Annotated in this window: 18 protein-coding genes; 15 read left to right on the top strand and 3 right to left on the bottom strand. The window is 65.2% G+C overall.

From position 1 onward, the window contains the following. Positions 1-15: 15 nt before the first annotated feature. A complete protein-coding gene (locus LJE63_13175) occupies positions 16-450 on the bottom strand; it encodes a hypothetical protein (GenBank protein MCG6907558.1) in 435 nt (144 codons plus the stop codon). A gap of 638 nt (positions 451-1,088) precedes the next feature. On the opposite strand from LJE63_13175, the gene LJE63_13170 reads away from it, so the two are divergent. The 3 genes from LJE63_13170 (at position 1,089) to LJE63_13160 (ending at position 4,453) form a co-directional block, all read left to right on the top strand. Then, entirely contained in the window at positions 1,089-2,108 is a 1,020-nt protein-coding gene (locus tag LJE63_13170; GenBank protein ID MCG6907557.1) for a molybdopterin-binding protein, read from the top strand. Positions 2,109-2,379: 271 nt separating this feature from the next. Continuing rightward, positions 2,380-2,970 (top strand): YceI family protein, encoded by a 591-nt coding sequence (locus LJE63_13165; GenBank protein ID MCG6907556.1) that lies wholly within the window; start codon positions 2,380-2,382, stop codon positions 2,968-2,970. A gap of 10 nt (positions 2,971-2,980) precedes the next feature. Continuing rightward, positions 2,981-4,453, top strand: a complete 1,473-nt coding sequence (locus LJE63_13160) for a YceI family protein (protein ID MCG6907555.1) — start codon at positions 2,981-2,983, stop codon at positions 4,451-4,453. A gap of 271 nt (positions 4,454-4,724) precedes the next feature. On the opposite strand, the gene LJE63_13155 is transcribed toward LJE63_13160, so the two are convergent. Next, positions 4,725-5,021 carry a hypothetical protein gene (locus LJE63_13155; GenBank protein MCG6907554.1) on the bottom strand — a complete coding sequence of 99 codons (297 nt, stop codon included), beginning with the start codon at positions 5,019-5,021 and terminating at the stop codon, positions 4,725-4,727. Positions 5,022-5,157: 136 nt separating this feature from the next. Between LJE63_13155 and LJE63_13150 the strand changes: the two genes are divergently transcribed. The 12 genes from LJE63_13150 to LJE63_13095 all read left to right on the top strand — a co-directional run bounded on the left by LJE63_13150 (position 5,158) and on the right by LJE63_13095 (position 16,675). Next, on the top strand, positions 5,158-5,592 hold the full coding sequence (locus LJE63_13150) for a DUF3842 family protein (GenBank protein ID MCG6907553.1): 435 nt from the start codon (positions 5,158-5,160) through the stop codon (positions 5,590-5,592). Continuing rightward, the gene (locus LJE63_13145) at positions 5,585-5,773 is read left to right on the top strand and encodes a CooT family nickel-binding protein (protein ID MCG6907552.1); all 189 of its coding nucleotides are present in this window, start codon (positions 5,585-5,587) and stop codon (positions 5,771-5,773) included. Before LJE63_13150 ends, LJE63_13145 begins: the two co-directional genes overlap by 8 nt. 130 nt (positions 5,774-5,903) lie before the next feature. Continuing rightward, complete coding sequence (locus LJE63_13140; protein MCG6907551.1) at positions 5,904-6,941, top strand: iron ABC transporter permease; 1,038 nt, start codon at positions 5,904-5,906, stop codon at positions 6,939-6,941. Then, entirely contained in the window at positions 6,941-7,711 is a 771-nt protein-coding gene (locus LJE63_13135) for an ABC transporter ATP-binding protein (GenBank protein MCG6907550.1), read from the top strand. The genes LJE63_13140 and LJE63_13135 overlap by 1 nt, the downstream gene beginning before the upstream one ends. After that, positions 7,708-8,799 (top strand): iron ABC transporter substrate-binding protein, encoded by a 1,092-nt coding sequence (locus tag LJE63_13130; GenBank protein ID MCG6907549.1) that lies wholly within the window; start codon positions 7,708-7,710, stop codon positions 8,797-8,799. Before LJE63_13135 ends, LJE63_13130 begins: the two co-directional genes overlap by 4 nt. Positions 8,800-8,852: 53 nt before the next feature. Continuing rightward, positions 8,853-9,233: a hypothetical protein gene (locus LJE63_13125; GenBank protein MCG6907548.1), complete on the top strand. Its 381-nt coding sequence runs from the start codon at positions 8,853-8,855 to the stop codon at positions 9,231-9,233. Between the two features lie 102 nt (positions 9,234-9,335). Beyond that, a complete protein-coding gene (gene tsaA / locus LJE63_13120) occupies positions 9,336-9,896 on the top strand; it encodes a tRNA (N6-threonylcarbamoyladenosine(37)-N6)-methyltransferase TrmO (protein MCG6907547.1) in 561 nt (186 codons plus the stop codon). Positions 9,897-9,915: 19 nt separating this feature from the next. Continuing rightward, positions 9,916-10,539, top strand: coding sequence for an FmdE family protein (locus LJE63_13115; protein MCG6907546.1), 624 nt, complete (start codon positions 9,916-9,918; stop codon positions 10,537-10,539). A 71-nt stretch (positions 10,540-10,610) separates the two neighbouring features. After that, complete coding sequence (gene rtcA / locus LJE63_13110) at positions 10,611-11,657, top strand: RNA 3'-terminal phosphate cyclase (GenBank protein MCG6907545.1); 1,047 nt, start codon at positions 10,611-10,613, stop codon at positions 11,655-11,657. A gap of 163 nt (positions 11,658-11,820) precedes the next feature. Further along, on the top strand, positions 11,821-13,755 hold the full coding sequence (locus LJE63_13105) for a hypothetical protein (protein ID MCG6907544.1): 1,935 nt from the start codon (positions 11,821-11,823) through the stop codon (positions 13,753-13,755). A 76-nt stretch (positions 13,756-13,831) separates the two neighbouring features. Continuing rightward, positions 13,832-15,796, top strand: coding sequence for an LOG family protein (locus LJE63_13100; protein ID MCG6907543.1), 1,965 nt, complete (start codon positions 13,832-13,834; stop codon positions 15,794-15,796). Between the two features lie 15 nt (positions 15,797-15,811). Beyond that, on the top strand, positions 15,812-16,675 hold the full coding sequence (locus LJE63_13095) for a GGDEF domain-containing protein (protein MCG6907542.1): 864 nt from the start codon (positions 15,812-15,814) through the stop codon (positions 16,673-16,675). Positions 16,676-16,819: 144 nt separating this feature from the next. Here LJE63_13095 and LJE63_13090 read toward each other — a convergent pair whose 3' ends face one another. After that, entirely contained in the window at positions 16,820-17,311 is a 492-nt protein-coding gene (locus LJE63_13090; protein MCG6907541.1) for a PilZ domain-containing protein, read from the bottom strand. Positions 17,312-17,505: the final 194 nt, after the last annotated feature.

The following is a 17,505-nucleotide window of genomic DNA, read 5'->3' as shown; positions in this document are numbered from 1 at the left end:
CATGCATCAAGGCGTTCAAAAAGGCGATGTCGCTGCCCACCCGGATGGGGACGTGCAGGGTGGCGAAATCCACCAGCTTGTGCCGCCGGGGGCAACCCGTCCCGATGCTTCCAGTGTGGCACACAGCCAGGGCAAAAGCGGCTGAATGCTGCCAGCAATGCGGGTTTCCGATTTCAGCCAGGCCATGCGCGCCTCCGGTCGCAGTTCGCCGGGCCCGAACTGCTCCGTCATGCGACCGTGGCGCCACTTGCGCAGCGGCTGCCGACGGTCTCCAACCGCCACCCACACCTCCCGTGGGTTGACCAGCAGATCGCCGGCGGGCGAAAATTCCGCCGCGTCGGCATAATTGCCGGCGCACCACAGCGCCAGTTCGGTTAACCGCATCAGCAAGAGCCAATATTCGGGCCGGTCCGCGGCCAGGGCCTCAGTTTGTGCCAGCCAGGCGGTCATCCAGTCCTCGTTGACGACATGCGAACGGCCGGCCGCATCCAGGGCCGCATTCAAACGCCGGGCCTCGGCCCGGAATCCCAAGATGTATTTTTGTTTGTAATCGCAGGGCATGGATGATGGTGCCGGGGGAAAAGGCGGTTTCTTTCGCCATTGTCCTGTGGGGAATCCAATTGCTGCCGCGTTGTAGCGTTAAACGAAGGATATGTCAATATTGACATATCCTGTTACGGTCTTTTTTGGTTTTTAAAATTGGTTTTAAAATGAAATCTTATTTTATTTAATCTATAACAGACCATAAATAACGTTAAACGAGTATTTTATCCTGGCCTGGAAATTATCGGGAGCCGCTCTGCTGGGGGCGGGTCGGGCCGCCCGCCGGCTGGCGTTGCCGCTTCAATTGACCTCGGGAAGGGTGCGGCCGCGGTGGTGGCAGAACGCCACGGCGCAATTGACGGCCCTGCTCGGGATTGTTAAAGATGTCCGCGGCCGCCGCCTGGTGTTTGACCCGTTGAGAGTCTGCACCCCCTGTTGCCGGACGGCCAAGCGAATCCCTCAGGAACTCGGATGGTTGCAGTGCACCCCCGACAGCCACCAATTTCAGGACGGCACTGCCGCCGGCTGACAGGAACCGTGACCAAATGAAAACAATCCGCGTCGAAGATGCCGTGGGCAGCGTTTTGGCCCACGACATGACCCGCATCATCCCCGGCCGGTTCAAGGGCGTGGGGTTCAAGAAAGGCCACGTCGTCGCCGCGGCCGACATTCCCGAACTGCTCAAGATGGGCAAGAGCCACCTATACGTGCTGGAGCTGTCACCCGAAGACCTGCACGAGGACCAGGCCGCGCTGCGGATCGCGGCGGCGGTTTCAGGCCCGAACCTCGCCTGGGGGTCGCCCTGCGAGGGAAAATCCAGCATCCAGAGCACCTGCGAGGGCCTGCTGCGGGTCAACGTCGCCGGGCTTAGGGGGATCAATCAGATCGGCGATCTGATCCTGGCCACTCTGAAAACCGGCACGCCGTGCCGCCGGGGCCAGACCGTGGCCGCCACCCGCATCATTCCTTTGACCATATCCCGCGCGCGGATCGAAGCCCTGGAAGCCCTGGCCGCAAAAGCGGCCCCCGTGCTGGAAATCACCCCTTACCGCCGGATGCGCTTCGGCGGGCTGGTGACCGGATCGGAACTCCACGCGGGCTTGATCCAGGACGAGTTCGACCGTTACGTCGGGCAAAAAGCCCAGGACTACGGCTGTACTTTCGTCCGCAAGATCATCGTTCCCGACGACCCCGGGCGGATCGCCGCGGCGCTGGGCGAACTGGTGGATCTGGGCTGCGAGCTGATCCTGACCACCGGCGGCCTCTCGGTGGACCCCGACGACGTCACGCGCATGGGCGTCCGTCTGGCCGGGGCCGAGGTCATCGCCTACGGCAGCCCGATTTTGCCCGGCGCCATGTTCCTTTACGCGCGCCTCGGGGAAACCCAGATCCTGGGTCTGCCGGCCTGTGTCTACTATCACCCCACCACGGTCTTTGACCTGATGCTGCCGCGGGTGCTGGCCGGTGAACCCATCACCCGCGAAACCATCGCCGACATGGGCCACGGTGGCCTGTGCCTGGGCTGCCCCGAGTGCCGCTACCCGGTATGCCCCTTCGGCCACTAGCAATCCGCAAAATGGGCGTCTTCCAAGCGATTGCCGCCGTCCGGGTCTCCGGGTGATAACGGCCGTGGTGGCGGTCACCCCGACCCCAGGGATCTTCCCCTGCGCCCGCCGTGCGCAACTTGACAAGCCTGCCGCGGCCATTACGTTGAACCTCATCGCTCGGTATCGCGGAAAGCGCCCGCTCGCGGCGCACCGACCTATCCCCACCCGGCGGTTGTGGCCGTGTTTCAGCCGCTCCCTTTTCACCACCCCCCCTCGGAAGGAGGCCGCCATGCAGATTCAGTCTTTTGTCACTCGATTTATCGCCGTGGTTGCCGTCGCGCTGGCGGCGGCTGCAGCGCCCGCACGCGCCGCTGAAACCTATCAGGTGGATACCGTCCACAGCTACATCCTGTTCAAAATCAAGCACCTCGACATTGGCTACTCCTACGGGCGCTTCAACGGGGCCACCGGCGAGCTGACCTGGGACGACGCCAATGCGACCATCGTCGCCGTCGCCATGCAGGTAAACGCCAAAGACGTTGACACCGATGTCCAAAAGCGCGACGAGCACCTGCGCAGTGCGGACTTCTTCAACGCCGAAAAGTTCACCACCATCAGCTTTCAGAGCACCAAGATCCAAAAGCTGGCGGCGGACAGCTTCGAGATCACCGGCGACCTGACCCTCCTCGGCCAGACGCGGCCGGTGACCGTCACCGCCCGCAAGACCGGTGCCGGCCAGGACCCCTGGGGAAAGTTCCGGCGGGGCTTCGAGACCGAATTCACCATCAAGCGCAGCGACTGGGGGATGGACTTCATGCTGGAGGGGCTCAGCGACGAGGTGGACCTGACGGTCAGCATCGAGGTCATCCGGCAGCCGTAGGAAGCCCGCAATGATCGTTTCCCTTAATATCCTTAAACCGTTCGTAACCTTCGTGGCAGCGGCCGCCTTGCTGCTGCTGCCGGTGGGTGCGCCGGCGACTGGTGCGGCGCCTTCGTCCGAGCAGCTGATCGTGTTCGTTCAGCCCGGACCCTCCGAGGTGGACCGGGTGTTTCAAAGCCAACAGCTGCCCGCCATCGGCGAGGTCGCATCCGGCCTGGGGGTGCCCCTGCACGTTGTCGCGGCCGGCGGCGGCGCGCCCCCGGAGGTCGCCGTCACCCCGCTGATCGTCTTTCAAAACCACCGCGGCCGCTCGCTCTACCAGGGGCGCACGACCACCCCGGGCCGGGTGCGCAATTTCATCCGCACCTCCCGTTTCGTTCCCCAGGGGGAGGCGCCCAACCGCCGGGAACGCATCCCCGTCTGGCAAAACGGCCGCAGCCGGGTCTGGGCGCCGCTTAAGGTGTCGGCGGTCACCGGCACGCAGCCGGCGGGCTATTCCCACGAGGCCTTTCTGGAAGAGGCCCTGGCCAGCATCGTCCGCGGCTTTGGGCACTTTAAACTCCAGCCTGTGGTGGACCTGGAACGTGCCGACCGGGGGTTTTACATGGACTTCTACCCCTGGGTGTCCCCGGAGGGCACGCTGTATCTCTCCCTGGCGCTGTATTCCCAGTTTGACTGCGAGTCCCCGATCTTCGAGAAAAAGCAGGACCCGCTGACCGGTGCCTGGAAGTCCCGCTGGAAGCTCTTCGAACAGGCCGCTGCGCTGATGGAAGCCGCCGTGGTCCGGCAGATCGGGAGCCCGGCGAGCGGTGACGCCTTTGACCCGGTGGCCGCCGCGGTCCCCCGTCTGAGCTGGGAGGAGATCGGTTTTACGCTGCCCGCGGCGCCCGCCCTGGCGGCCGCCGACAGCACCCCGGATGTCGCCCTGGCGCGCGTCTGGACCCTGGAGGGGCCCGGTCCCGATGATCCCCCGATGATCCAGTTCCGGTTTCCGGCGCCCCTGGACCACTATGCCGGCGAGGTCAAAGTGGCCGCGGGTCGCCTGTCGCTGCCGGAAACCCTTGCCGTGGAAGGCACCACCGGGTTTGTCGAGGTCGACACGCGCCGCGCGGTCACCCTGGGGGAACCGGTGCTGGATGAGGCCGTTCGCGGCAGCGCTCTTCTGGGCGCCAGGACCTTTCCCCAGGCGCGCTTCGATATTCAGGCCGTCAGCGGCGACGGCGAGCCGATTGCTTACGGACGGCTGACGCCGGCGGCGGTCTCCGGCAATTTCACCTTGAAGGGAAAAAGTGTGCCCCTCTCGGTGGTTGCGGAATTCGAGCCGGTCATCGGCGCGGACGGCGCCCCGCGGCTCCTGGTGCGCAGCGCCTTTCAGATCGACCTGCGAACCTTCGACATCGAGGGCGCCGACGGCCCCACACCGGCCAAATACACCCTGCTCTTGGACGTCATCCTCAAGCTCAAGCCCGTCCCGGGGGAGTGAGGCGCGCTGCCCCTTCAGGTTACAATCGACGGCGACGCCTGCCCTGTGGCCAGCCCCTGTGGGCATTCCGCCCCTTCTTGGTGCTAACCGGCAAATGCCTTTACATTTCCCGTGTTCTTTACGATCATGCTGTACGGCGTCAATATACATGTATTTCATTGGGGACTCACACGATGTGCAAAAGGTTGCTGGCACTCCCCGCCGATCCGAAGCGAAGTTTTTTTTTGTGGGGGCCACGGCAAACCGGGAAAACCACGTTGTTGAAATCCGTCTACCCGGATGCGGTGCGCATCGATCTGCTCAAGACCGCCAGGATTATCCGTCCGTCGGGCATCTTCTCCTGGTGGGCCTTGAAAAGAACAGGCGCAAGACCGAGGATGGCATTGATATTCTGCCCTACACGGATTTCATCCACCTGTTGTGGCAGGGGGAATGGAACGAAATCGTGAGCTGACCTCAGCTTGGTTTCGCCTGCATCTTTTGAGCCGATCCATCCGGGCGGGCCGGACCCTTTTGCCTTGACAACCGGTTTTCTTTTGGCGTAGAAAGGCACCAGATCCGGCGTCATGAAGGCGCCCGCTCCGGTTTCGACCCCACTTTTTTTAATTTTCAGGCCATGAAGGCCGCGGCTGGCAGCAGCCCGGAATTTATGGCTTTTCTTTTTGGCGAAAGGGGTGTGAAGGGGGGACGACCTTAACCCAAGGATGAACATATTGCGTAAACGAATCTGTGTGTTGGACGGCCAGGGGGGCGGCATCGGGGCCACCCTCATCAAATATATCAAGGAAGCTTTCGGCGAGAGCGTCGAACTGATCGCTCTGGGCACCAACGCCATCGCCACCGCCCAGATGCTCAAGGCCGGCGCCAACAAGGGGGCTTCGGGTGAAAACGCCATCTGCCACTGTGTGGCCCATGCGGACTGCATCGTCGGGCCGATCAGCGTGACCTGGGCCAACGCCATGCTGGGCGAGGTCACCCCGGCCATGGCGGCGGCGGTCACCTCGAGCCCGGCGCTGAAGGTGCTGGTGCCCTTTTCCCAGGAGCCGATCGAGATCATCGGGGTGGTTTGGGAGCCGCTGCCGCACCTGGTGCAGCGCGCGGTGGAAGGAAAAATCAAGGAGGTAATCAACCATGTGTGAAGCCAATGCCTATTTCGTCAAGGACGGCAAGGAAGAGCTGTTGATGCAGGCCGTGGACCTGGTGGAACCCGAAGAGGACGGGGTCTTCCGGCTGGTGGGCATCTTCGGCGACCAGAAGATCGTCCGGGGGCGCATCAAGCGCATGAACCTGGTCAACCACAAGATACTCTTCGAGGAATGACGCCGGGCTGACCGGCGCTTGCAGTCAGCGGGGGGCTTGACCTTGGCCCCGCGACACCATCCCGGTGCCGCGCCCCTCGAGGCGAAGCGCCCACCCAGGGCTTTGCCCGTGCCCCAGGGGTTTTAAAGAGATGAAGGACAGTCGGATCACCACCCCCGGCGGGGGACTTGCCGCCGCTTATCGCCGGCAGTTGCGCCAAAAAGCCCTCTGGCTGGCGGGCCTCACCGGATTGACGTTTGCCGTGGGGGTCTTCGCGGTGGGCCAGGGGGCCTACGACCTGTCGCCTTTTAAGGTTCTTCAGGCGCTGGTGGGAAGGGCCCCGGAGGCCGCCGATGTGGTCGTCTGGAAGATCCGCCTGCCCCGGATCCTGGCCGCCGTCGTCTCCGGCTGCGGGCTGTCGCTGGCCGGGCTGGGCATTCAAACCCTGCTCAAAAACCCGCTGGGCTCGCCCTCCACTCTCGGCATCAGCCAGGGAGCGGCTTTTGGCGCCGCCCTGGCCATCGTCGTGTTCGGCGCCGGGGTCTTCTCCGTGACCGTTTTCGCCTTTGCCGGCGCCATGGGCGCCACCCTGATCATTCTGACTTTGGCGCGTCTCCGCCAGCTTTCACCCGAAGCGATCATCCTCGCGGGGGTGGCGCTCTCCTCGCTCTTCGCCTCGGCCACGATTCTGGTGCAGTATCTGGCCACCGAGACGGAACTCGCGGTGGTGGTCTTCTGGACCTTCGGCGACGTGGCGCGCTCCAACTGGGGCGAGATCGGGTTGGTGGCCGCCGTCAGCCTGATGACGATGGTCTATCTTCTGATCCGGCGCTGGGACCTCAACGCCCTGACCGCCGGCGAGGAGGCCGCCAGGGGCCTGGGCACCAACGTGGCCCGGGTGCGGCTGCAGGGCATGCTGGCGGCGGCGCTGGTCGCCGCCATGGTGACCGCCTTCCACGGCGTGATCGCTTTTGTCGGGCTGATCGCGCCCCACCTGGCCCGGCGCCTGGTGGGCGAGGAAAACGGTCTCCTGATCCCCTTCTCCGCGATCCTGGGGGCCCTGCTGCTGCTGCTGGCCGATACCGTCGGGCGGGTGCTGATCGGCTCCGGGGCCCTGCCGGTGGGGGTGGTGACCTCGTTCATGGGGGCGCCGATGTTTCTCTTTCTGCTGGTGCGGGGGCGGCACTGATGCTGACGGCGGCGGAGATCCGCTTCGCCTACAACGGCCGGGCGGTGCTGGACGATGTGGGCTTCGAGCTGGGGGCCGGGCGCATCCTTGGGGTCCTGGGGGTCAACGGCGCCGGAAAATCCACCCTGCTGAAATGCCTCAACCGGATCCTCGCCCCCCAGCAGGGAACGGTGCTGCTGGAAAACGAGGACCTGCTGCGGATGGATTGCCAGCGGATCGCCCGGCGGGTGGGTTACATCCCCCAAAAGGCGTCGGAGGGCGGGCTGACGGTTTTCGAGGCGGTTTTTGTGGGCCGCAAGCCGCACATCCGCTGGAAGGCCGGCCGGGCGGATTATGACCGGGTCGAGGCGGCCCTGGAGGCCATGGGGCTGGCGCCGCTGGCCCACCGGCCGGTGAGCGCTTTGAGCGGCGGTGAGCTGCAGAAGGTAATCATCGCCCGGGCTCTGGCGCAGTCTCCCAAAATCCTGCTGATGGATGAACCCACCAGCAGCCTGGATCTCCGGAACCAGCTGGAGGTGCTGGGCCTGATCCGCCGCATCGTCCACTCGGACGGGCTGGCGGCGGTGGTCTCGATCCACGATCTCAACCTGGCCCTGCGCTTCGCGGATCACTTTCTGTTTCTCAAGGACCACCGGGTCCACGCCCGGGTCCCGCGTCGGGAGGTGGACGCCGCCCTGGTGCGGGAGGTCTACGGGGTGGATGTCGAGATCGCCATGGTGCGGGGGCAGGCGGTGGTGGTGCCGGTGGCCCCGGCGGGGGAGGGGCAATGATCGGGAAAAGATGGGGATGGGGCATTGGCGTGATCGTTCTGCTGGCGGCGGCATCGGCCGGCGCCGCCACGGTCACGGTGACGGACATGGCCCAGCGGAAGGTGAGCGCGCCGTTTGACCCCGAGCGCATCGTCTGCCTGGGGCCGGGGGCCCTGCGGCTGATCGTCTATCTCCAGGCCCAGGACCGGGTGGTTGGGGTGGAGGAGATGGAGAAGCGCAGCCCCCGCGGCCGCCCTTACTGGATGGCGTCCCCCGATCTGGCGCGGCTGCCGGTGGTGGGTCCCGGCGGGCCCGCCAGCATTAACAAAAAACCCGATCTGGAGGCCCTGCTGCGGGCCCGGCCCGAGGTGATTTTCGTCACTTACATGGACGCGGCCCTGGCCGACGAGGTGCAGCAGACTCTGGGGGTACCGGTGGTGGTGCTGAGCTACGGCGCCTTTGCCACCTTTGACGAAGCGGTCTTCCAGGCGCTGCGGGTGGCCGGGGAAATTTTAAACCGGACGGCGCGCGCCGAAGCGGTGGTGAATTTCATCGAAGACCAGCGGCGTGAACTGCGGCGGCGCACCGCCGACATCCCCCCCGAAAAACGGGCCCGGGTCTATGTGGGCGGGATCGGCTACCGCGGCAGCCACGGCATCGAAAGCACCGAGCAGCAGTACATGCCGCTCGCCTGGGTGAACGCCGAGAATCTGGCCGAGCGGGTGGAGGCCCGCGTGGGCAGCCATCTCTTTGTGGACAAGGAAATCCTGCTCAAGCTCGATCCCGAGGTGATCTTCGTCGACGGCGGCGGGCTGGAGCTGGTGGCGGCCGATTACCGCAAAAAGCCCGGCTACTACCAGAGCCTGCAGGCTTTCAAAAACCGCCGAGTCTACACCCTGCTGCCCTTCAATTTCTACACCACCAACATCGGCACGGCCCTGACCAACGCCTGGGCGGTGGGCAAGCGCCTTTACCCGGAGCGCTTCGACGACATCGACCCCGCCGCCATGGCCGACACGATCTACACCTTTCTCCTGGGCGCCCCGGTCTACGATCAGATGCAAGCCGACTGGGGCCCCATCGGCGCCCCGACGGGTTTTGGGGATTAGTTTTCGGGTGCGTGGCCCCGCACAGGTCCGGGAGGGCGTGAAACCCACCAACAGTGAAACTGCCGACGGCTGACAGCACCCGGAGCGCATTGGGCGCTTCGAACCGTTTGCGGCCATGTTCCCCGGCGGTACCGATCCCCTGGCCAAACGCTACGCCGACTGAGATTGCGCTGATTTACGCTGCACGCGGAAAAAAAGAGCGTAGAAATGAAAACGCAGCTTCCATTCGCCAGGGCTGCTTCCCTCTTCCATTCACCGACGGCGGCGACACCCGGATATCCTGGAGCCGCTGGATCTCTTCGTGGGGTTGCGCTAAAATAATTGTGATGGTCAATGGCATGGCAAAGAACCTCTTCGACGAGGACTACGAAGAGACGTTCGGGTTTTCGGCGCCCGGGCAGTCGTTCTTTATTGGCGTCGAGCTGACGCTTTAGCCCAAGGCGGGCGGCCTTGGGGGGGCGTGCGCCTCGCGGTGCAATGGCGGGGGTTCCGCAAAAACCACGTTTTCGCGGAACCTTCACGGAAAGGAGCAACGGATGGCAGAGGAGCTGGTGGAAATGGAAATATCCCTGCAGCCGGTGGGCGTGGTGCGCAGCGCCATCAAGACCCCGCTGTTGGGGGCCGGCAACAGCGACTTGGAGCTCAAAGAGCGCCTGGAGAAGATTCGCGCGCAGCACCGGCAGCTCAAGGACCTGGTCTCGGAGCTGGTCATCGACCCGCGCCTGGAGGGGATCCTGGACGGGATCGAGGCCTTTTCGCACATCGTGGTGCTCTACTGGCCGCACTTGGTGGCCCCGGAGCGCCGCAAGCTGCGCCGGGTGCACCCCATGGGGCGCAAGGACCTGCCGCTGCAGGGGATTTTCGCCACCCGCAGCCCGGCCCGGCCCAACCCGGTGCTGATCTCGACCGTGCCCCTGCTGGGGCGGGCGGGGAACATCCTCCGGGTGCGGTCCCTGGAGGCGGTGGACGGCAGCCCGATCATCGACATCAAGCCTTACGTCGAAATCTACCACGGCGTCGAAAACCCCCGTTTCCCGGAGTGGCTGCTGCAGATCCAGCGGGATCTGGCCGACGACGCCGCGGACAAGACCCCGTGATTCATTAAGGAGAATCGCCATGAACGCAGACACCATCATGCAAGGTGAGGATTTCAAGCGCTGCGCGGCCTTTCACGGCCATGTCTGCCCGGGGCTTTCGATCGGCTTTCGGGCGGCGGCGGCGGCCATGGCCTGGCTGCGTGAAAACCGCTCGGCCGATGAGGAGCTGGTGGCCGTGGTGGAGACCGACGCCTGCTCGGCCGATGCGGTCCAGGTGCTGACCGGCTGCACCTTCGGCAAGGGCAATTTCATTCACAAGGATTACGGCAAGATGGCCCTGACCCTCTTCAGCCGCACCAGCGGCGACGGGGTGCGGGTGGTCATGCGACCGGACGCCTTCGCGCCCGACGAGGCGCACTTCGCCCTGCTGCAGAAGGTCATCCGCGGCCAAGCCGGCGATGACGAGCGGCAGCGCTTCGAAGCGCTGCACCTGGAGCGCAGCCGGGAAATGCTGGAGATGCCCGAGGAGCGGCTCTTCAAGCTCTCGCCGGTGACGATGGCGCCGCCGCCCAAGGCCCGGATCGACAAGTCCCTGCCCTGCGCCCGCTGCGGCGAGCCCACCATGGCCTCCAAACTGCAGAGCATCGACGGTCGGCAGGTGTGTCGCGGCTGCCTGGCGGAGCAGGTCACCGCCAGGGGCTGAACGCCTCTGCTGCCCTTGCGGCGCTGCCGCCGGCGGCGACAACAAACGGCCTATGTTCGGGAGAAGCATCGATGCTGCAGATCGACGGGGCCCAGGGGGAGGGCGGCGGTCAGGTGCTGCGCAGCGCGCTGGCGCTCTCGCTGGTGACCGGCCGGGCCTTCGAGATCCGGCGTATCCGGGCCGGGCGGCAGCGCCCCGGTCTCATGCGGCAGCATGTAGCGGCCGTGCGCGCGGCCACCGCCGTGGGTTCGGCCCGCGTGGCGGGGGGGACCATGGGTTCCCCGCAGCTGACCTTTATACCGGAAGCGGTGAAACCCGGCGGCTACCGGTTCGCGGTGGGTTCGGCCGGCAGCGCCACCCTGGTGCTGCAGACCGTGCTTCCCGCCTTGGTGCTGGCCGCCGGGCCCTCGACGCTGGTCCTCAAGGGTGGCACCCACAACCCGTTCGCGCCGCCCTTCGATTTTCTGGAGAAGGCCTTCCTGCCCCTGGTCGGCCGGATGGGGCCACGGGTAGAGGTCGCGCTGGATCGGCCGGGGTTTTTCCCGGCCGGCGGCGGGCGCTTCACCGCCCGTATCACCCCGGCGGATCGGCTGCGGCCGCTGCACCTGTCGGAGCGCGGCAAATTGTTGAGGTTGCGGGGCGTCGTCATCTTGGCCGACCTGCCGCGTCGGATTGCCGAGCGCGAGGCAGCGGCGTTGGCGGACGCTCTGCCGCTTGCGGTCAAAGACGCGGCGATCCGGGAGTTTCCCGGCTGCGGACCCGGCAATGCCGTATTGGTCGAAGTGCAGAGCGAGCACATCACCGAGGTCTTCAGCGCTTGCGGCGCCCGCGGGCGCCCGGCCGAGAGCGTGGCCCGGGCGGCCGCCGAGGAGGTCCTGGGCTACCTGGCGGCGGGTGTGCCGGTGGGCCGCCGCTTGGCCGATCAACTGCTCCTGCCCATGGCCCTGGCCGGGGGCGGGTCCTTCCATACGCATGAGCCTTCACGCCACACCCGCACCAACATCGCCGTCATCGCCCAGTTCCTGGATGTCGCCATCACGGCCCGGCTTTTGAAGCAAGGCGCCTGGTGCATCGCGGTCGGGCCGCGGCCGGCATCCCCGCCAGCCGGCGTCGATTGAAAACCGCGCGCCCCGGCACAGTTGCCCACCCCCATCCGGCTTAAATCCGCCATCGGAAAGACATCGCGGTTGCAATGTCAACCGCTTTCTGCTAGATTTTCTCGGATCCCCGCGCCCTTGCCGGCCTCCGTCAACAGGCCCTTTCACCCAGGAGCCATCGTCCATGTCGCCCAAACGCCGCCTGCCCTGGTTTCTAATTGCCCTCTGGGTTTTCTGGTGGGTGCCGCCGCTCGGCGCCCAGACGAAGACGGTGGCCCTGCCGATCACCATCGACTACCCCCTGCTGCGCGCCCTGGTGGTGGCCACGGCTTTCGGCGGGCCGGCCGAAACCCTCGTGGTGCTCGATGAAAGCCGCGGCTGCCGCAGGATCGTGGTTTCGCCGCCGGCCTACAGCGGCGAAAACGGGCTGATCCGCTCCGAATTCCAGGTGTCGCTCCGCCTGGGGGCCGCCCTGGGAGATGCCTGCCTGGCGCCGATCGACTGGGAAGGGATTCTGGTGCTGCACCAGCGGCCGCGGATGGAGCCCGGCGGCTGGACGCTCACCTTCGACACCGTGGGCTCCCAGGTGCTGGATCGCCAGCGGCAGCCGGCCAGGCTGGTGGGCCTGGTCTGGGATATGGTCCAAACCCACGTTTACGAACGGTTGGCGGATATCCGGGTCGACCTGGCCCCCCCGGTGGCGGAGCTCAAGGCCTTTCTGACGGAGCTCTTCCCAGCGGCTGACGGGCTCCGCGCCCAAGACCTGGCCGCCAGTCTGCGGGCGGCGGGTGTGGCGGCCGATGCGGCGGCGGTCCGGATCACCCTCTCCGGTTTGGTTGCGGAAGTGGTCGACGAAGTGCCCGGGGAACCAGCCGAGGGCGCTCCCCGCCCGCTGTCCGAGGCTGAACTGGCCGGGTTTACCGCCAACTGGGAGGTTTGGGACGCCTACCTCGCCCAGATCCTCAGAGCGCTTGCGGGGCGGGATCTCCTGGAGGCCGACCGCCAGGTGCTGCTGGACGTCCTGCTGACCACCCGGCATGGTTTCAGCCAGGGGCTGACCGAAAATTCCCTCGCCCAAGATTTCGTGCGCGTCCAGTTCGCCTGGGCCTGGCAGCAGCTGGCCGCGGTGTTCAGACGCGCCCTGAACGCGGGGCCGTCTTCCTCGCTGCTGGGTTACCTGGCCTTCTTCACGGCCTCGGATGCGCTGACGGCGCTGGATCAGATCGGCCCGAGCCTGGGAATCGACGTCAGCCGGGCGGGGTTGATTCATCTGGTGCGCCTGCTGGGCTGTGAGCCCGACGCGGAGGGGGTGGATTGCGAGGTAATCGACGTGGGGCTGCGGACGGTCCTGGGGCTGGGGCCGCCGTTGGAGGACCCCGGGCCGGCCCTTGAAGGCGAGAGCCTGGAGGGTGGATGGCCGCCGGAGACCCCGGCCGGCCCCCCGGCCGCCGAGCAAGGGCCGGTGGGCATGTTCTTCTTTCCCCAAGCCTGGGCGGCGGCAGCCCCAAAACAGGACAGCCTCGCCGAGATCAGGGGCTGGATGGCGCCTTACACCCCCGCCGACCAGCTGCTCGGGCGGGTTCGCAAGCTGCTGGCCGCGGCGGCCGACCAGACCCTCAAAAAGCGCCCCAGCGACCTGCGCAGCGCCCCGTTTTTTCGACGGCTGGTGGCGGCCACCGCCTGGCAGGAGAGCTGTTTCCGGCAGTACCATGTGAAAGACGACAAGCTCGTCTACCTGCGCTCTTACAACGGCTCCTCGGTGGGGTTGATGCAGATCAACGAACGGGTCTGGCGCGGGCTTTACGACCTCAACCGGCTGCGCTGGAGCATCCGCTACAACGCCCTGGCCGGCTGCGAGGTGCTGGACCTCTACATCGCGAAGTACATCGAGGGCAACCCCAAGAACCGGGCCCGGGCCGCCAAGCTCTCCGACGAACGCTTCGCCGGCCTGCTTTACGGCTTGTACAACGGCGGCCCCGGGGACTTCGGCCGCTTTCTCGAGCGCAGCCGGACCGGCCGCTACCACCGCAGCGACACCCTCTTCAGGGAAAAATACCGCTGGGTCAAGGCCGGCAGCTGGCAGAAGGCGGCCAGCTGCTTCGGGGCCGGCACCAATTAGCCGGCCGGTTCCCCCCTGTCCCGGCAGGTCGGCGCTATATCTTTTTCCCTGACACCCATATCAGAGAAACGAGGGCATGATCACACCCGAAGCCACCCCCCAGATTTTCCGCGGTCTGCTGCAGACCGCCGACGGCTTGATCACGCGGGTCTCGGAGTCAAACGGCCGGCAGATCCGCTTCCAGGCCGCCTTTAGCCTCTCCGACCGTCTGATCGAATGCATCCGGCACCAGCCCCAGGACGTGATCTTCAGCGAACGCTCGCGCATCGCCCGGCTGGGGGTGCAGATCAAGGGGCCTCCGCTCACCGCGGCGTGCCTCGACGGGCGGACGGCCGTCCTGGATCTCACCGCCACCCAGGTGATCGCCGGCTACCCGGGGCTCGATCTGTTGCGCGATTTTTTCACGGCCGGGCTGCCGGTGGGCCGCCTGGTCTACTGCGACCCCGACGCCCTGATGACCTCCGACCAGGTGCTGGCCGCCATCGAGGATTCGGCCTTGAAGCTGCCGGCTTCTACCTCGATTTCCAGCGATGGCAGCATCGTGATCGCCCCCCACCGGGTGGTCTGCGAGCTGAAGGAACCCATCGGCCGCGAAGTCCTGGGGCGCATTCTGATCAAGGACAACGGCCGCGAGATCCTCGGCCGGCATCAGGTCCGACGGCCCGTGGCCGCCCTTAAAATCCCGGCCGGCGAAGGGGTCATCACCACCTGCTCCATGTACCTCAACGAGCACTACGTGGTGCTGCAAAGCGGCTTTGAGCTGGGCGGCCACCTGCCGGCCACGATCCTGGACCCCATCAAGACCCGCGGCATCCGCATCTACCTGGAGATCGTCAACCGCACCGCGCACCTTTTGGTCAACCCGCTGATCACCGCCAAGATCTACCGGGCGCCCACCATCCGGCCCAGCCGCCGCAAAAGCGACAAGGGCCGGCCGCACTACACCTTCCAGGAAATGCGGGCGCTGGGGGTGCAGCTGGACGCCTTGCGGCCGGCCACCTGCCATTTTCTCGACAAACCGGTGGGGCTGCTCGCCAAGGCTGACGGTCAGCCGCGCTTTTTCGTCAACGGCCCCGACGCGCCCTGTCCCGCCACCATGGCCGAATGCGCCCTGGCCCGGCGGGATTTCTCGATTCGCAGCTGCTGCGCCCACCAGTATGCCACCGCCCACCTCAGGGAGGCGGCCATCGAGGCCCCCTCGGCCCTGGTGCTGAAGTACTTCCCCAACATCGTCGAGCACCGCGATATCATCAACGTGGTCTGCGATGGCAAAATCGACACCCTCTACTTCCTGGAACCCTCGCGCGAACACGGGCCGTTTCTCTCCCAGAACGACCACGGCCGTCTGCAAGATTACCACACCTTCGGGGTCCAGGTGTTCTGGGTCTCCAGCCTGACCCGGCGCATCATGGCCCACACCATGCGCGACGGCATGGGCTATTTCGTGACCCCCGACCGGCTCTCCGATTTCCACAAGTCCATGCTCTTCGCCTTCTACGGCTCCACCACGGAGCTCGACGGCCGGGGCGTGCGGCGCCTGGAAGCCCTGCTGGACGCGCTGGTGGACTTCTGGGGGCGCCACATCGGCATCGTTACCGGCGGCGGCAGCGGGGTGATGGAAAAGGCCAACACGCTGGCCAAGGCGCGCGGGATCCTCTCGGGGGCCAACTTCCTGGAAATCACCGACCAGGCCATGACCACCGATGTGGACTTCTGCCAGGTTTTCCAGTCCACCTGCCGCCACAGCCGGCAGAAATGGTTCGAGATCGCCTCGTTTCCGATCTTCAATGTCGGCGGCCTGGGGACCCTGGAGGAGTTGGGGATCACCCTGTGCAACATGAAGCTCTCGATCATGGAGCCGGTCCCCATCATCCTCTTCGACACCGACGGCGGCGGGGGCTTCTGGGCGGACATGACCCGTCAGATCCACCGGATGGTGGAAAAAGGCCGCGCGCCGGCCTGGGTCAAGGACAATATCGTGATCACCCACGACCCGCGCGAGGTGATCGACGCCTACCGCGAGCGGCTGCAGCTCTTTTAGGGGGAGAGGGGGCTTTTGGAAAAGGACGATGACAACAAGCAGCTCCGAGACATCCTTGAAGTCGATCAGGATGCCATGCCGCTGGAAGTCGTCGAGGCCATTGCCCGGGATGAGGGGATTCGAAAAAAATTTGAAAAAAAGTTTGGCGACAGTCTCTACCCGACCCTTCTCAAATCGCTGACCCACGAACCCTTCAGTGAGACCGAAGCCCTTGCCCTGTGGGATGCGATCGTGCACCACATGCAGCAACTGGAGCATGCCCTCGGCCGGGAGGTCGGCGTGGCGGTGGCCTCGCTGGACTACCTGGCCAACGTCAAGGACCGGTTGTTCCACCCCAAAATAATCGAAGAGGAGAAAATCAGCTTCATCGCCGCCACCACGCTGCGGGATGAACTGACCGGCTTGTTTACGCGGGATGTCTTCGAGACGCTCTTGAAAAAAGAGATCGAGCGCGCCCGCCGCCACGGGACGTCTCTTTGCCTGTTGATGATCGACATCGACGATTTTAAACGGGTCAACGACACCCACGGCCATTTGAAAGGCGACGAGGTCTTGAATCGACTGGGGGCCACCATCCGTAAATCGGTTCGGACGATGGATGTGGCCGCGCGCTACGGCGGCGAGGAGTTGGTCGTCATCATGCCCGGCACGGACATCGGATATGCCTTTCAGGCCGGCGAGCGCCTGCGCCAGGCGGTGGAAAATCTGAAGTTCAACGGTTTCGGCGTGACGATCAGTGTGGGGGTAAGCCAGTTTGGCCGGTCAACGGATACGCCCCAAAAGATGGTGGCGGCCGCTGACCGTGCGCTCTACAGCGCCAAGAAAGCGGGTAAAAACAGAACCGAAACCGCAAGCGAAGAAGCGTCTTTGGAAGAATAATGAAAGGTTTGGGTCACCGGGCGGCGCAACCGGGGGTGACTGCGGCTGTCTTCGGGACACCCACAGGGAACGTCCGCCGATGGGGCCGCAGCCGTCGGGGTGTCGCAGCCGCCGGCAGGTTTATCCGCCCGTGTCATGCCCCGCTCAGGCGCTGTGGTAAAGCAGGTAGGGACCCAAGCGGTCGTAATGCTCCTTTGAGACGAATTCCGCGCCCACCGAACCGTCTTCGCGGATGGTGCGCACCCCCACCTCCCGCTGGACGGATGACCGGTTTTGATCGTCCAGATCGATTTGCACGCTTAGGCGATCCCCTTCCCGAAACGGGTAGCTGCCCAGGCCCGTGCGCCGCTTGAAGAGCAAACCGCCCTGGGAAATATCCACCACCACAAGGGGCGCCACCGAGTGCTGGCCATCCTGGGAATGATAAGAAAACTTTCCCGAAAGGTTCACCTTGAAGCGAACGAAATTGCGCCGCTCAAGCACTGCCCGGTTGACGGCGCCGCAGGGGCAGGTCCATTTCAGGCGGATCTCCTGCTTGAGACGAGTAAAGCGGCTGACGTCCTTGCGGCGACGCTTGCCGCAGCCGTCGCAGACCAGGGTGGCGATGTTGTCGCTTTTGACGAAAATCTTTTTCATAGCGTTCCGTTTTCTTTGGGATCGGACGTTTTTGGGGACAGCGCAAAAGGCCCCGGGGCTCGGGTGCTGCATCATGGCTGGTTATGAAAACCCCGGCTAAAGGGGAGCCAGAGGGGATAATAAGGGAGGCGAATTCCGGCAAAACCGCAGCTTTGCTGGCCAGAGACCCAAGGGTATTGCCGCCTTGACCGGCA

This window comes from Desulfobacteraceae bacterium (assembly GCA_022340425.1).
GTDB lineage: Bacteria > Desulfobacterota > Desulfobacteria > Desulfobacterales > JAABRJ01 > JAABRJ01.
Note: the sequence above shows the minus strand (reverse complement) of the source record. Positions and strands in the feature narration are given on the sequence as shown.